The 16,102-nt window shown below is 61.9% G+C and carries 4 protein-coding genes; 3 read left to right on the top strand and 1 reads right to left on the bottom strand.

Features of this window, described 5'->3' with window-relative positions:
* Positions 1 to 87: 87 nt before the first annotated feature.
* Complete coding sequence (locus ABTV29_RS08920) at positions 88 to 10,908, bottom strand: peroxidase family protein (protein ID WP_433769722.1); 10,821 nt, start codon at positions 10,906 to 10,908, stop codon at positions 88 to 90.
* A gap of 659 nt (positions 10,909 to 11,567) precedes the next feature.
* Here ABTV29_RS08920 and ABTV29_RS08915 point away from each other — a divergent pair.
* From ABTV29_RS08915 to ABTV29_RS08905, 3 genes are read left to right on the top strand one after another with little or no spacing between them, the layout of a single operon-like run.
* A complete protein-coding gene (locus ABTV29_RS08915; RefSeq protein WP_433769721.1) occupies positions 11,568 to 13,304 on the top strand; it encodes a type I secretion system permease/ATPase in 1,737 nt (578 codons plus the stop codon).
* A gap of 6 nt (positions 13,305 to 13,310) precedes the next feature.
* The gene (locus ABTV29_RS08910; protein WP_433769720.1) at positions 13,311 to 14,651 is read left to right on the top strand and encodes an HlyD family type I secretion periplasmic adaptor subunit; all 1,341 of its coding nucleotides are present in this window, start codon (positions 13,311 to 13,313) and stop codon (positions 14,649 to 14,651) included.
* A 1-nt stretch (position 14,652) separates the two neighbouring features.
* The gene (locus ABTV29_RS08905) at positions 14,653 to 15,981 is read left to right on the top strand and encodes a TolC family outer membrane protein (RefSeq protein ID WP_433769719.1); all 1,329 of its coding nucleotides are present in this window, start codon (positions 14,653 to 14,655) and stop codon (positions 15,979 to 15,981) included.
* The last annotated feature ends 121 nt before the right edge of the window (positions 15,982 to 16,102 follow it).

Here is a 16,102-nt window from a genome sequence, read left to right as displayed (position 1 = left end):
TCCGGCGAATGCAAGCAAAAAAAGGGAGGGCATCCCATGCCCTCCCCTCTTTTATACACACCATGTGCGACAGTGCCGCTCAAGTCCTCATGTTGCCAGGATGAAGTCTGTGGCGTTCACGGTGGTTGCATCGCCCACACCGACCAGACGGATGGTGTCCGTTGCCCCTGCGAAACTGAGCAAGGTATCGGCACCGACATCGGTGACGGTAACGTTGGCTGCAAAGTTCGCAGCGGTGATGTTGAGCGCGGTCACATCGAGCCGATCCTGGCCTCCCGCCGGGTTGGCGTCGAAGCCGATCAGCTGATCGGTACCGAAGCCTGCCGAGAACACGAAGATATCGTTGCCAGTGCTGGCAACCATCGTATCGTTCCCGGCACCACCGGTGACTCTATCGTTACCGGCTCCGCCGTCGATGAAGTCATTGCCGATGCCACCCAACAAGGTGTCGTCACCGGCACCACCGAGCAACGTGTCGTTGCCGGCACCACCGTCGAGCGAATCGACACCGGCTCCGCCATCCAGGTTGTCATTACCCAGACCGCCCAGCAGTTGGTCGTTACCGCCGTCACCGTTCAATGCATCGTCCCCGTCACCGCCGTCGAGGCTGTCATCGCCTGCGCCGCCGTTCAGGGTATCCAGGCCGAGGCCGCCCAACAGTTGGTCGTTACCGCCGTCGCCGTTGAGCGTGTCACTGCCGGCATTGCCGTTGAGGATGTCGTTGCCGCCACCACCACTGAGGTTATCGTTGCCTGCCCCGGAGATGATGATGTTGTTCGACCCGTTGCCGCTGCCGACGAAGTTGCCGGCACCGGTGTAGGTCAGGTTCTCGACATTCGCGGTCAGCGAGTAGTTGCCCAGCGTCGTCTGCACGGTATCCGTACCGCCACCCGCCGCTTCGACCACCACATCGGCGCCGTTATCGACGATGTAGGTGTCGTCGCCGGCCAGTCCCACCAGCCGGTCGGCACCCGCACCGCCATTGAGCAGGTCGTTGCCGGCCCCGCCAGTGATGGTGTTGGCCAACGCATTACCGTTGCCGGTGAAGTTGCCGGTGCCAGTAAAGGTCAGGTTCTCGACGTTGGCACCGAGCAGGTAGCTCGACAGGCTGGTTTGCACCAGATCGGTACCGCCATTGAGCGCCTCGACGACAGTGTCACCGACGTTGTCCACCACGAAGGTGTCGTTGCCGGCACCGCCGTTCATGGCATCTGCGCCAAGCCCGCCGTTGAGGACGTCGTTGCCATCCTCGCCATTGAGGATGTCGTTGTCGTCTCCACCGTTGAGGGTATCGGCGCCGGCACCGCCAAACAGCTGGTCATTGCCGCCCAGGCCACTGAGCGTATCGTTGCCACCCAGGCCATTGATCACATCCGCGCCCGCGCCACCGGTGAGGACGTTGGCCGCATTGGTGCCCGTCAGTATCAAACCTGCCGGTACCACTACCGCCGCCGTTGCCACAGAAGTCAGCGTCTCCAGCGTGCCGAAGGCGTCGGTGTAGCGCACGATCACCCGCAGTTGCAGGTTGCCCTGCGCCGAACCCGGGGTGAAGGTCGCGTTGGTCGCGCCTGGGATGTTGGTGAAGGTGCCGCCGGTACCTTGCTGCCATTGGAAGCTGAAGGTTCCGAGCCCGTCAACATCAGCAATCCCTGTGGTCACTGCGGTCAGCACTTGGCCTTGATCCGGCGTGGTATCGCTGATCAGCGGCAAGCCTGTCGGTGCATCGTTGACGTTGGCCACCGGATCGGTTGCATCCGATGGAACGGTTTCGTGCACACCGAAGTTATCCACATAGCTGACCACCACACGCACCTGATTGCCGACCTGAGCCTGGGTGAGCGCGAGCGTGGTGTTGGTGGCACCGGGGATGTTGACGAAGGTCACCCCGTTGGTCATCTGCCACTGGAAGGTGAACTGCGGATTACTCAGGCCATCGACGTCGACGATGGTGGCCGGATTAACGGTCAACACCTGGTTCTGCGCCGCCAGCCCCGTCACGGTGGGCGGTGCGGACGCCGCGCTGTTAGGCCTGGAGTCGACGATCTCCAGCGTGCCCTTGGCATCCTGATACACCGCCCGCACGCGGATGTTCAGGCCTGCCACATCATCCGCCACCCGATAGGTGGTGCCGATCGCCCGCGATACCTCGCCAGCGGCGACAAAGGTGATGTCTTCATAGACGCCGGAACCGGCGATGTTTTCAACCTGCCAGTAGTAGGCCACGGGACCGGTAACCGCACCGGTCGGGTTGGCCGCCGTGACGTTGTCCGCGTCGCGCACCGACAGGTTGCTGACCCGCAGCAGCTGGCCGGCGACTGGCGTATCGTCCCGCACGCCGGTGGCATCGTCGAGGATCGCCAGATTCCCTGTCGGGCCGACGTTGACAGCGGTGCCTACGCCAGAGGCCTGCGCACGGTCTGCGAACTGCAGCCGTTCGACGCCGGTCAGGCGATCGACGCCATCACGCCCGACGACCGTGTCGGTGACGATGACGGTGTTGCCCTGCACGGTAACCTGATACTCATCGGCATTACCGGAATACAGCGCGGTGTCGTAGCGGTCGTTGCCGGTCAGGATCTCCCGCACGATGACCAGTTGGCCGGGGTTGTAGGTACCGTTGAGCATCAGCGGCACCATCGGCTCCATGCTGTTGAACGAGGCGATTTCCGGGCCGGTGCCATCAATGTTTTGCCGCACGCTGATGCGTACGTTCAGCCACTTGTCACCGTCGATGATGTCGTCACCGCCGCGACCTTCGATCAGGTCGCTGCCGCTGCCACCGAGGATGATGTTGCCACCGTCGAAGAACGTCGCGCCGGCTGGCAGCAGGCTCGACAGGCCATTGATCAGGCTGATGTTGGTCAGCACACTGCCGGTGGCACCTGCGGTCGGTAGCGACGTTGCATCTTCGTTATCGCCGCGCAGGAAGTCACCGTGCGCCGAGCCCGACAGACCTTCCATGATGTCGAACCGCACCAGCGCCGAAGCACCCGAACCCGGCACCTTCGGTACATCGAAGAAGCGGTCGCTGTAATCGACGGTCACGCCCTGGGCGAGGTCCTTGAAGGTCGCCCAGTCATAGCCGGAGCCGCCGATGTAGCGGTCGCCCATGCCGAGGCTGCCGACCATGATGTCGTCGCCGCCTTCACCGTTGAACTTGTCGTTCTCGTTGCCGCCGATGAAGACATCGTTGCCGATGATCGGGTCGTTGCCCGCCGGATCGAAGTTGTCGCCAGGTGCACCGTCCGAAGTACCCTTCTCGATCCAGTCGTCGCCTTCGTTACCCATGTCCTGTTCGTTGGCCTTGCTGCCCAGGATGAAGTCGTTGCCCTGGCCGCCAATCGCTTCGGAGGCGTCCTCACCGGTCACGATGAAGTCGTTGCCGAAACCGCCAATGATCAGGTTGATGCCGTTACCGCCGTGCAGCACGTCGTTGCCGTCGCCACCCTGGATGTTATCGTCGCCACCCTTGTCGGTGATGATGTCGTCGCCGGCACCGCCACGCAGCTGGTCGTTGCCGTCACCGCCTTCGATGCGATCGTTGCCGCCATCGCCCCAGACCGTGTCGTCGCCTCCACCGGAGACCAGGATGTCCGCATCGTTGGTACCGCCCAGCACGATGTGCTCTTCACCCGTGTAATGGATGTAGTTGGTGTCCGGTCCCACGGTCAGCGGGTTGTTGCGGAACACCACCTGCTCGCCGTTCTCGCCAAGCGGATCGGCGTTGCCCAGGCCTTCGTTGAACTGCTTGCTCTGGTCCCTTTCCAGATAGAACGCCGGATCCGAGAACACCAAGCCCGGCAAGTGCGTGGCCGAGGTGTTGGCCATGATCAGCTTGGCGAACGAGTTGCTTTCAAGCTCGGCATTCATCGACAGGCCAGCGGTACGTTCCAGGTAGTAGAAGCGGTCGCCGTCCTGCAGTTTTTCCAGCTGGTTCTCGAACACGAAGTTGAAAGTCGTGCCGAGCATGCCGCCGAACGGGGTTTTCTCCTCGGCCAGGCCGCCGATCCACATGTCGATAGCATCGACACCGGTGATCGTCACGCCCTTGAGGTCGTCGGCAGTACCCAGCACGCCATCCTTGCCGGCCCGCGTTACGTTGGCCCAGGCACCGGTGCCATTGAGGAAGTCCAGGCGGTCAGCCGGTTCATTGACGCCACCATCACCGAACACCAGCATGATCGCTGCGGCGCGTTTGCCTTCCAGGGTGGTCGCCCCGGTGATGGTGCCGTGCGTGCCGTAGGCCGCGATGAAGTTGATCAACGACTCCGGATGTTTGAGGTGCTGCACCAGGTCGACCCAGCTGGTGTACGGCTTCATCTGGGTGTCACCGGTCTGGCTGTAGATGTCGCGGCGGAACGCGTTGAGCGAAGGAATCCCCACATCGCGGCCACGGGCGATGTTGATCGCCGGCAGATCGAGTGGCAGGCCCAACAGGTTGTTGCGCAGCGCCTCGGTGACGAACTCGTCGATTTCGTTACCGGCCTGACGCGTTACCCCACGCACAATCGCACTGGTGGCGTCCTCTGGCGTCACGCCACTGGCGGCGTACGCCAGCGGATTGAGGAACGCCGCGATCAAGCCCAGTTGCTGATCGGGATTGGCGCTGTTCGGATCGCCGATCACGTCGAAGTTCACGTCGAAGCGATCGACGGTCTCGGTCAGCATCGAGTGGCCGAACCGGTACACGGTATGGGCAAACTCGGCGACGATCGAAGGGTCGAGGTCGACGTCGTAGACCTGGGTCGGTGCGAAGAACAGGTCGACGTTGGGCTGGATGGTCCGCGCAAATTCCTCGAACACCAGGTGTTGGTACTGCATCTCGGTACCGAACTTGGCAGCCTGGAACAAGCGCTCGCCATTCCACACCAGCGCATCGATTTCGGCCTGGGTGACTGGCAGCGCGGTCACATCTTTGAGCAGCCACTCGTTGAGGAATGCCAGGTCGTGGGAATCGAGCACGGTATCCTTGGTCTGGGCCACCAGCCGGTTGTGCTCGGAGTGGAAGATCGCATGCACCGCGGTCAGGCCGATGTTCTCGTTGACCCGGCCGTCGCCGGCGATGTAGTGCGCATCCAGCAGTTCGTTGTCGTAGCTCGTGTTGTTCCCTTGCTGGTCAGTTGGCTGCGAATTGCCGACAAGCGTGTCGCCATCAGGCTGCAGCACCCCGCCGGAGATGACCGGCACGGCATTGTGGGCGATGTCGTTGAGGAAGGCATGGCCGGTGCGTACTGCGTTGGTGAGGCTTACCGGACTGCTTGGATTGCCTTCGACCAGGGTCGTGACGTCGTCGTTGGTACCGGCAATGCCGTCGGCGCCGTTATTGAGCCGAATGACAACTTGCGGGAAGCCATGCGGCCCCTTGAGGAAGTTGCCATAGGCGTCAGTCGCCAGCAGCGGACCGCTGTCGATATCGGCATCGGTAAGGTTGATGCCCAGAATGTCACGGGCCTGCGCCTTGACCACTTTCCAGGTGGCCATGCCACCGATCTCGGTGTCGTCTGCGGTACCAAACTTGCCATCGCCCCCCAGGTCACGGTTGGTGATCAGCTTGCCGGTCGCTACAGGGGCGCCATCAACTATCGCGTATCCACGCAGGAACACCTGGTGCGACGGATGCGAGCTGTAGGTCTGGTTCTGGTCCACGAACGGCGTGGTGGTGTTGGTGTGCTCATGGATGTCGTCGGCCGTACCGAGAACCCCGTCGGCCCCTGGCCGGTTGGTCGCGCGGGTCAGCACCATGAAGTTGGTTGGGCTGCCAGGCACGAACAGCGGATCATCCTCTTGCAGCGGGATGAAGACAGTGCCCGAGCCGCCTTTGGTGACCAGGTCCAGACCATGATCGAAGAACTGCCCGAAGAAGGTCATCCAGGCGTTGAACGGTGCGGACAGGCCCGCATCCGCCGTGGTGTTCTCGAACATGTACACATCGCGGTCGTCGGCGGTACCGAACTGACCATCCAGGCCCGGGCTTGTGACTATCCGTACGCCATCCTTGAGCACGTCGTCATTACCCGGTTGTCCGGCCGGTATGCCGAAGTTGAGGACACCGTCCGCACCGGGGTCGTATGCCGTGGCATAGGCCGCCGGGTTGTGCGCCGTCTGGTCGACGATCAGGTTACTGATGGTGCGCGGCTGCGAGTCAATCACCAGGCCAGAGTTCGACGCATAGGTGGTTCCCAGCTGCGCCGGGTTGAGCACCGGATCGCTCAAGCGCGGGAAGACGTTATCGGCGGCACCGAACTCGGTGTGGTCGTTGCCGTTGAGGTTCATCAGGTTGTTGTTCGACCCGTCGACCGTGCGCAGGCCCAATGGCGCGCGGATGTTCGGGATCAGCGAGAGGAGACTCTGACCGGACGCTTCAGCCTCGGCAATCTTGATCTGGTCGAGGATGAAGTTGAGGTCGGAGCGAACCATGTGCAGCCCCGCGCCACCTTCGCTGGCGTCGACGACTGCCGTCGGCGTCGTTGGCACAACCGGTGCGCCGGGTACTACCGCGGCGGTCGGTTGAGAGAACACGATTTCAGTGGTGCCATGGGCATCCTGGTAGATCGCCTTGACCCGCAACGACAACCCGGCAAGGTCTGGAGAGACCTTGAACGAAGTGCCGTCGGCGCTCTGGAACGCCAGGTCACCGGCCGGCAGCAGGATGATGTCTTCGAACACACCGCTGCCCGGATCGGCCTCGAACTGCCAGTAGTAGGACACCGAGGAGTTGTTGAGGTTGCCCGATGGGTTACCCACCCCGATGTTGTTGGCATCGGTCACGCCGGCGACGCTGACGGTCAGCATGTCGCCCACCGTTATCGGACTGGCCGGGGTTGAATCGGTGATGGTCGGTCTGCCAGCCGGCTGGGCATTGAGCCCCGTCACCAGCACTTGCTGAACATCGGCGAATTGCAGGCGTTCGATATGCAGCAGGGTATCGGTGCCATCGCGACCTGCGACGGTGTCTGCCACTGTCCACACATCGTCCGTCACATCATTGATCGTACCGCGGTTGTCACGCGTTACCACGTACTCGGACTGAACCCCGGAGTAAATGGCGGTGTCGAACGCCGCCCCGCCCGTCGAGGTACCGGGCAGGATTTCCCGCACGGCCTTGAGCTGGCCGGGGTTATAGGTGCCGTTCAGCATGAGCGAGATCATATCTTCCATGCTGTCGAACGAGGCGATCTCCGGACCGGTATGGTTGACGTCGGTCGGGGCATAGACCGCAATCCTGACGTTGAGCCATTTGTCACCGTCGATCAGGTCATCGCCACCACGACCTTCGATCAGGTCGCTGCCATTGCCGCCCAGCAGAATGTTGCCCGTGGCAAAACCGGTGGTGGGCAGACCGGCATCGGCCAGGAACTGCTGCAGGCCGCGGATCAGTGCCGGATTGGTCAGCGCACTGCCCGTGGCACCACCGTGGTTGACGATGGTGACCGCATCGACATCATCGCCCTTGAGCACATCGCCGAATTGCGAACCGGACACCCCTTCGACCTCGGCAAAACGGTCGAGGATCGAGGCCGGCGAGGCGCCGACCGGATTGAACACCCCGGCGTTCTGGTTTGGCGCATTGCCGTGTGGCTGCGCCAGCGCGGCCAGGCTCAGGTCGACAGTCACGCCGACCTTGTCATTTTTGTAGGTCACCCAGTCGAAACCGGACATACCGTCCATCTTGTCCTGGGCATCGCTGCCGACAAAGATGTCATCGCCACCCTCGCCGATCATTTCATCGAAGCCACCGCCGCCGACGAAGATGTCGTTGCCGATCACATCGTCATTGAGCAGTGGCGAGAAGTTATCGCCAGGCGCACCGTCCTGGGTCCCCTTCTCGATCCAGTCATCACCTTCGTTACCGGTCGGTGGCAGGTTGGTCTTGGCACCCAGGATGAAGTCGTCACCCTTGCCACCGAAGGTGGTGGTGATGTCTTCGGTGGTGACGATAAAGTCCTGGCCGTCGCCGCCCAGGATCAGGTTGCCCGCCGCCAGCATGCTACCGGCGATGATCACGTCGTTGCCGCCGTTGCCTTCCAGACGGTTGTCACCGAACGAGTCGGTGATGATGTCATCGCCGTCGCCACCCAGTACCGCATCGTTACCGGCACCGCCTTCGAGGCGGTCGTTGCCCGCATCACCATACAAGGTGTCGTCGCCGTCACCGGAAATGATGATGTCATTGCCGGCGGTGCCGCCGAGCACGACATGGTCTTCACCGGTGTAATGCAGGAAGTTGGTATCCGTACCGGGGGTGTCGGGGTTGTCGCGGATCACCAGCGGCACGATTTCGACGCCATTGATCTCCAGGCCACCGGTTGGATCGGCGCGACCGTCAGCGCCCAGGCCAGTGAATTGCTTGGTCGGATCCACTTCCAGGGTGAAGGTCGGTGTCAGGAACACGGTGTTCGACAGGTGGACTACATCGGTGTTGAGCATGATCAACTTGGCAAAGGAGTTGTTCTCAAGCTCGGCGCCGAAGTCCAGGCCCGCGGTACGCGACAGGTAGTAGAACCGGTCGCCGTTCTGCAACGCCTCCATCTGGGTTTCGAACACGAAGTTGAAGGTCGAACCGAGCATGCCGCCGAACGGCATTTTCTGCTCGGCCAGGCCACCGACCCACAGGTCGATGTTGTCGACGCCCGTTGTGGTGATACCACCAACCATGGCGTAGGTGCCCGTGCTGTTGAGGAAGGCCAGGCGATCCGCATTATCGGCGGTGAAAATACGCTCTTGGGCAGTCCCGGCATTGATCACCGCAGTGCCGCCAAGCACCAGGGCAGCGGCAACCGCACGCCGCTCGGCGACCGTATCGACATCAACTGCATTCAATGCCACATGGACGCCGTAGGCCGCGACGAAGTTGATCAGCGACTCGGGGTGTTTAAGGTGTTCCGCCAGGTCAACCCAACTGATGTAAGGCTTGAGTTGGCTGTCGCCGGTCATTGCATAGAACTCACGGCGCGCTTCATTCAAGGTGGGAATGCCGGTGTCGCGACCACGGGCCAGGTTCAGCGCCGGCAGGTCGAGTGGCAGGCCGAGCAGGTTGTTGCGCAACGCCTCGGTGACGAACTCGTCGATCTCGTTGCCGACCTGACGGGTCGCACCGCGAATGATTGCCCCTGCGGCTTCGTCCGCGGTCGCCCCGCTACCGGCGAACGCCAGCGGGTTGAGGAAGGCGGCGATCAGGCCCAGTTGCGAATCCGGGTTGTTCGGATCGGTGAGCAGCGGATTGAACTCGGGGTCGAAACGATCCACGGTCTCGGTCAGCATCGAGTGACCGAAGCGGTACACCACGTGGGCGAACTCGGCGAGGATGGCCGGGTTGATCGAGGTGTCATAGCCGTTGGGTGCAAGGAATTCGTCGATCTGTGGCTGAATGGTGCGGCCGAACTCTTCGAACACCAGGTGTTGATACTGCATCTCGGTACCGAACTTGGCCGCCTGGAACAGGCGTTCGCCGTCCCAATGCAGCGCGGCGATGCCGGCGGGTGTGGTCGGAATGGCGGTGACATCGTCGATCAGCCACTCGTTGAGGAAGGCCAGGTCACCAGCGGCCAGCAGGGTGTCCTTGGTTTGCTGGACCAGGCGGTTGTGTTCGGAGTGGAACACATGGTGCACGGTGGTCAGGCCGATGTTTTCGTTGGCCCGGCCGTCACCGGCTATGTAGTGGGCGTCGAGCAGTTCGTTGTCATAGGTCAGGTTGTTGCCAGCCCCGTCGGTATCCTGGCTATTGCCGACAAGCGCGTCGCCATCGGCCTGCAGAACCCCACCGACGATGACCGGCGCGGCATTGTGGGCGATGTCGTCGAGGAAGCCATGCCCGGTGCTCACGGCGTTGGCCAGGCTGATCGGTGCGAGCAGGTTGCCTTCGGCCAGGAAGTCATCCGCGGTGCCGCCGATACCGTCCGCCCCTTTCATCACCACCTGCGGCATGCCGCCGGGGCCGCGGATGAAGTTGCCGTACTCGTCGGTGGCCAGCAATGGCACGTTATGCACATCGGCGTCGGTCAGGTTGATACCCAGGATGTCCCGGGCCTGCGCCTTGACCACGGCCCAGGTGGCCATGCCGCCATTTTCGCCGTCGCCATCATCGGCCGTGCCGAACTTGCCGTCGGGCCCTAGATCGCGGTTGGTAATCAGGCGCCCGGTTGCAACGGGATCGCCTGCCGCGTTGAGCACGTACTCGCGCAGGAATACCTGATGCGAGGGGTGCGAGCTGTAGGTCTGGCTCTGGTCCACGAAGGGCGAGGTGGTGTTTGTTTGCCCACGAATGTCGTCGGCCGTGCCGACAATGCCATCCGCTCCCGGCAGGTTGGTCGCGCGTGACAGCACCATGAAGTTGGTCGGGCTGCCCGGAACGAACAACGGATCGTCCGGCTGCAGCGGAACGAACACGATGGCGGTGGCGCTCTTGGTCACCAGGTCCAGGCCGTGATCGAAGAACTGGCCGAAGAAGGTCATCCACGAGTTGAAACTGGCAGTCAGGCCGACGTCCGGCGACTGGTTGGGGATCAAGAACACGGGCTTGTCGTCGGCCGTGCCGAATATGCCATCCAGGCCCGGGCTGATCACCGCGGGTGCGCCGCCGTTGGCCGCGACTGCCGCCGGGTTATTGGAAGTCTGATCGACGATCAGGTTACTGATGATCCGTGGCATCGGGTCGACCACGTTGCCGGTACCCGCGTAAGCCGCACTCTGGTACTGGGGGTCGAGCAGGCGCAGGAAGGAGTTGTCCGAGGCACCGAACTCGCTCTGCCCGTTCACCAGGTTGTTGTAGCTGCCATCGACAGTCCGAAGGCCCCATGGCACCTGACTGTTGGGCAGCAGATCTGTGAGATCTTCGCCTCGGGCATGAGCCTCCGCGATGAAGATCTGCTTGAGGATGAATTCCAGGTCCGCCTTGCTGAAGTTGGCCATTTTGCTTGCCCTCGCTGAATCCGGGAAAAGGGCACGGGACGAATTAACGTCCCGTACCCGGTCGGTGCCGGCTTGTTATTTTCGTGATCAATCTTTAGGCGACAGCTGTCGCGGGAAAGCCCTCAACGGGCACCCGGAATACACGCCTGGAATTCGTAAAAAGAAGCGTTCGCTTAGCGATCAGGCAAAGCGAACTCGGCCCCTTGGCGGGCCATGGAAACGGGAAGTAAAGGCGAACCTGCTGAAAAGCCCCTTCACTCTGCGAACGAACGAAATGATCGACATGTTCTGCTCCCGCGGAAAAAACACCTCGCCTTGCGTTGCCAAACAGATGGCAGGCTTCGGGCGGATGGCTCTCCCAACACCTAAGACTAAAGTTCTATAGCAAAGGAATGTCAATCCAATGACGCAAAACCTGACGATCGGCATCAAGTCAGACAAATAGCTGTTTTCAAAAGACTTATAGAAAGTTGTGAGCAGCGTTAGAGCGAAAAGATATTTCAGACTATCGCGCCGGAACTACGCTCCAGCATATGGGAGCAACGCAGACATTTCAGAGCTTCGCCGTCAGAGCGACCTGAATGAGAAGGAATTACTTTTGACATCTGTTAGCTGTTGCACGGCAAGAACAGCTGGCTTTTTGATGAGGGGTGAGTCACATGCAGAAGCCACCGAGCACCCGCTCCGAAATTGCCGATGCGCTCTTTCGCCTGCGCCGCAGTTTTTACTCGCTGGCAGCGTTCAGTGGCGTCATCAACATCATGATGCTGACACCCGCCGTGTACATGTTGCAGGTCTATGATCGGGCCCTGGTCAGTCGCAACGTTACGACGCTGACGATGCTGACCGTGCTGGTGATCGGTCTGTTCCTGCTGATGTCGACACTGGAAATGGTCCGCACCCGCGTGCTGATCCGGGTCGGCAACTGCCTCGACATGGAACTCAACCGACGCATCTTCACCGCCGCATTTGAGCGCAACCTCAGCCGCGCCGGAGGTAACCCGGCCCAGGCCCTGCAAGACCTGTCGCAGGTTCGCCAGTTCCTCACCGGCAACTCCCTGTTCGCGTTCTTCGATGCACCCTGGACACCCATTTACCTGCTGGTCGCCTACCTGATCCACCCGCTGCTCGGGTTGCTCACGATGATCGGCTCGATGATTCTGGTGGGCCTGGCCTGGCTCACCGAAAAAGCCACGCAGAAACCACTGGCCGAAGCCAACCAGGCCTCCCTCTCCTCTTCCCTCTATGCCAACAACAACCTGCGCAATGCCGAGGTCATCGAGGCCATGGGCATGCTGCCGTCGATCAGCAAGCGCTGGTACCAAAGTCATCTGCGCATTCTGGAAATGCAGACCCTGGCTTCCGATCGCGCCGCGTTGATCAGCAGCACCGGGCGCTTCGTGCGGATCACCTTGCAGTCGCTGATCCTAGGTGCCGGTGCGCTGCTGGCGATCGAAGGCAAGATCACCCCGGGGATGATGATTGCCTGCTCGATCCTGACCGGCCGCGCCCTAGGGCCGGTGGAACAGGTCATCGCCTCGTGGAAGCAATTGCTCGGCTGTCGTTCGGCCTGGGGCCGGCTCAACGACATGCTGTTCGAGTATCCACGCCGGCCGCCGAGCATGTCGTTGCAACGTCCGCAGGGCATGGTCGCGGTGGAGAATGTGTTTGCCGGCGCCCCCGGTACCAACACCACCATTCTGCGCGGGGTCAGCGTCAGCCTGGTGCCGGGCGAAAGCCTTGGCGTCATCGGCCCATCCGCCTCGGGCAAATCCACCCTCGCCCGCCTGCTGGTTGGCGTGTGGCCGGCACAGGCCGGCAAGGTACGCCTGGACGGCGCGGACATCTTCAACTGGAACAAGGGCGAACTGGGCCCCTGGCTCGGCTACCTGCCACAGGACGTGGAGCTGTTCGAAGGCACCATCGCCGACAACATCGCGCGCTTCGGTGAAGTGGACAGCGACGCGGTCATCCGCGCCGCCAAGACCACTGGCGTGCACGAGATGATCCTGCGTTTTCCACAAGGCTATGACACTCGCCTGAGCACCGATGGCAGCCCGCTGTCCGGTGGCCAGAAGCAGCGCATTGCCCTGGCCCGCGCACTGTATGGCGAACCCAACCTGATCGTGCTCGACGAACCGAACGCCAACCTCGATGACGTCGGTGAAAAAGCCCTGGTCGACGCACTGGCCGAACTCAAGAACCGCGGCGCCACCGTCATTCTGATTTCCCACCGCCCCAACGTACTCTGCGCCGTCGACAAGGTGCTGATGCTGCGCGATGGCGGTGTGCAGATGCTCGGTACGCGCGACGAAGTATTCACCGCGCTGCGCAAGGCCAGTGTGATGCCTGCGTCTGCACCTACTCCGCTGGCCTCGGCCAAAGCACGGGAGTGACCGATCATGCAGATGAGCCAACACACCGAAATGATTCCATCCGACACCAAGCCCCTGGTGGACCTGGACGCGGCGAGACCTGCACTGTGGGGCATGTGGCTGGTGATTGCCGGCTTCGGCGGCTTCCTGCTCTGGTCATGCCTGGCGCCGCTGGATGCAGGCGTGGTCGCCACCGGCACGGTCAAAGTCACCAGCAATCGCAAGGCCGTGCAGCACCTCTCCGGCGGAACCGTGGAAGCCATCCTCGTGCGCGAAGGCGATGTGGTGAAAAAGGGTCAGGAGGTGGTACGCCTCGATTCCTTGCGGGCCATTGCCGAACAGGGCGCGATCAGCGCGCAGTACATTGTCAGCAAGACCGTGGAAAACCGCCTGGAAGCGGAACGCGACGATCGCGACGAGGTAAGCTACGACCCCGAGCTGCTCAGCCGTTTCAGGGATGACCATCGGCTGATCGCCGCCATGGACTTGCAACAGCGCCTGCTGGATACCCGGCGCGCAGGTCTGGCTGGCGAAATCAGCATCCTCAAGGAAAACCTCGCGGCGTCGGCGGTGCAGCTCAAGGGCTTGCAGCAGGTCTATGGCGCCCGGGCCTCGCAGATCAACTTTCTCAACCAGGAACTGCAAGGCACCCGCGTGCTGGCGGCCGAAGGCTATGTGCCGCGCAACCGCCTGCTTGAGCTGGAGCGCAGCAATGCCGACCTCTCCGCCAACCAGGCCGAGAACCTCAACAACATCGCTCGCGTGCGCAGCCAGACCACCGAAATCAAGCTGCGCATTTTGCAGCGCCAGCACGATTACCTGAAGGAAGTCGAATCGCAGCTGACCGACACCGCCAAGGAAAACACCACCCTGGCCGACCGCTTGCGCGCGCTGGACTATGAAGTGACCCACACGGTGATTCGTTCGCCCATCGATGGCATGGTCCAGTCCCTGAGCATTGCCACCGTCGGCGGGATCATTCAGCCGGGCTTCAAGATCATGGAGATCGTGCCGGTGAACGAGCCGCTGCAGGTCGACGCGATGATACCCGTGCAGGCCATCGACAAGATGGTCCCCGGCCTGGACGTGGACATCTCCTTCCCGGCGTTCAACCATGCCCGCACGCCAAACATTCCCGGGCGTGTGAAGACCATCTCCGCCGACCGTCTGATGGATGAGGAAAGCAAGCAACCCTTCTATCTGGCACAGGTGGAAGTCACGCCCGATGGCATGAGCCTGCTGGGCAGCAATCACATTCGCCCCGGCATGCCCGCCAGCGTCACCATCAAGACTGGCGAACGCAACTTGATGAGCTATCTTCTCAAACCAATGCTCGAACGTGTGGACAGCTCTTTCAAGGAACAATGAGATGGACCGTCATTGCCTGCTTTTCTGCCTGCTGGGACTGTCCCTGCCAGCCGGTGCCATGGACCTCAAGCAAGCCTGGGATCTGTTGCAGTTCCAGGGTCCCATCTACCAGGCCGCCGTGCATGAAAAGGAAGCCGGTGCGGAAAACCGCGCGATCGGCACCGCCGGCCTGCTGCCGCAGATCAATGCCTCGGCCTACAACAACAAGGTCAACGGCTCGCAACGCCAGAACGGCGTCACTAACGATCTGGACTACGACTCCCGGGGCGCCAACCTGCGCTTGCGCCAACCGCTGTTCAACAAGCAGAAAATGTCCGAGTACCGCCAGGGTCAGCAACGTGCCGACTACAGCGTCGCGGTGTTCGATGCCAAGAGCCAGGACGCTGCGGTGCGCCTGGCCCAAGCCTATTTCGACGTGCTCCTGGCCAGTGAAACCATCACCCTGGCCAAGTCCAAGCTCAACGCTTTCGAGGAGCAACTGGCCTCGGCCAAACGGCGCCAGGAACTGGGCGCCGGCACCATCACCGACGTCGACGAGTCGACCGCGCGCCGCGACCTCGCGGACGCCGAGCTGATCGAAGCGCAGGACAACCTGGTCAACGCGAGCCGCAAGCTGGAGGAATACATCGGTGAAACGCCCGAATCGCTGAACACCCTGCAGCCAGGCTTCGATACCCCACCGCTGATGCCGAGCAACCTGCAGGACTGGCTGGTCAAGGCCCAGGCCGATAGCCCGCTGATCCATGCACGTCGCTACAGTCAGAACCTGGCCGAAGAAGAAGTGAATCGCGCCAAGGCCGGGCACTGGCCGACACTGGATTTCATTGCCGGCTACACCGCAGGCGAGAGCCAGTCGCTGTCCGAATTGAATCAACGCAACCACTATGGCTCGGTCGGGCTGGAAGTGAATTTCCCGCTGTTCGCCGGTGGCGGTGTCAGCGCGCTGACGCGTCAGGCCGCCGCCAACAGCTACAAGGCCCAGGACGAACTCGACGCCACCCGCCAGGAAGTCATCTCCGGAACCACCCGCGAATATGCCGGTGTGCAGAGTGGTGCCAAGCGGGTTCGTGCACTGGAGAAGGCCGTACTGTCCAACGAACGCTCACTGGCCTCGACCCGCAAGGGCTTCAAGGAAGGCGGCACCAGCACCAACTCGGACGTTCTCAATGCCGAAGAGCTGCTGTTCGTGGCAAGGCACGATCTGTTCGAGGCCAAGTTGCGCTACCTGATGTCGCGCCTGCGCCTGGCCTCGTCGGTGGGCAGCCTGGGCGACGACGATATCGATCAGATCAATGCCTACCTCGGCCCGGAACTGCTGGTCACCAACTGAGCCATCCCGTTTGCATTCTGTGCTGCCCGCCTGACAATGCTAGGATCCAACTCCCGATACCGGACCCCGACCGTGGACTTGCAACGGGTCGGGGTCTTTTTCATTTCCCACTTTTCGATGA

This window comes from Pseudomonas putida (genome assembly GCF_050989985.1).
GTDB classification, from domain to species: domain Bacteria; phylum Pseudomonadota; class Gammaproteobacteria; order Pseudomonadales; family Pseudomonadaceae; genus Aquipseudomonas; species Aquipseudomonas putida_AI.
Note: the sequence above shows the minus strand (reverse complement) of the source record. Positions and strands in the feature narration are given on the sequence as shown.

Excerpts from the sequence above, each read along its gene's own strand:
- ABTV29_RS08920 (WP_433769722.1), bottom strand. The coding sequence starts at position 10,908 with ATGGCCAACTTCAGCAAGGCGGACCTGGAATTCATCCTCAAGCAGATC.
- ABTV29_RS08915 (WP_433769721.1), top strand. The coding sequence starts at position 11,568 with ATGCAGAAGCCACCGAGCACCCGCTCCGAAATTGCCGATGCGCTCTTT.
- ABTV29_RS08910 (WP_433769720.1), top strand. The coding sequence starts at position 13,311 with ATGCAGATGAGCCAACACACCGAAATGATTCCATCCGACACCAAGCCC.
- ABTV29_RS08905 (WP_433769719.1), top strand. The coding sequence starts at position 14,653 with ATGGACCGTCATTGCCTGCTTTTCTGCCTGCTGGGACTGTCCCTGCCA.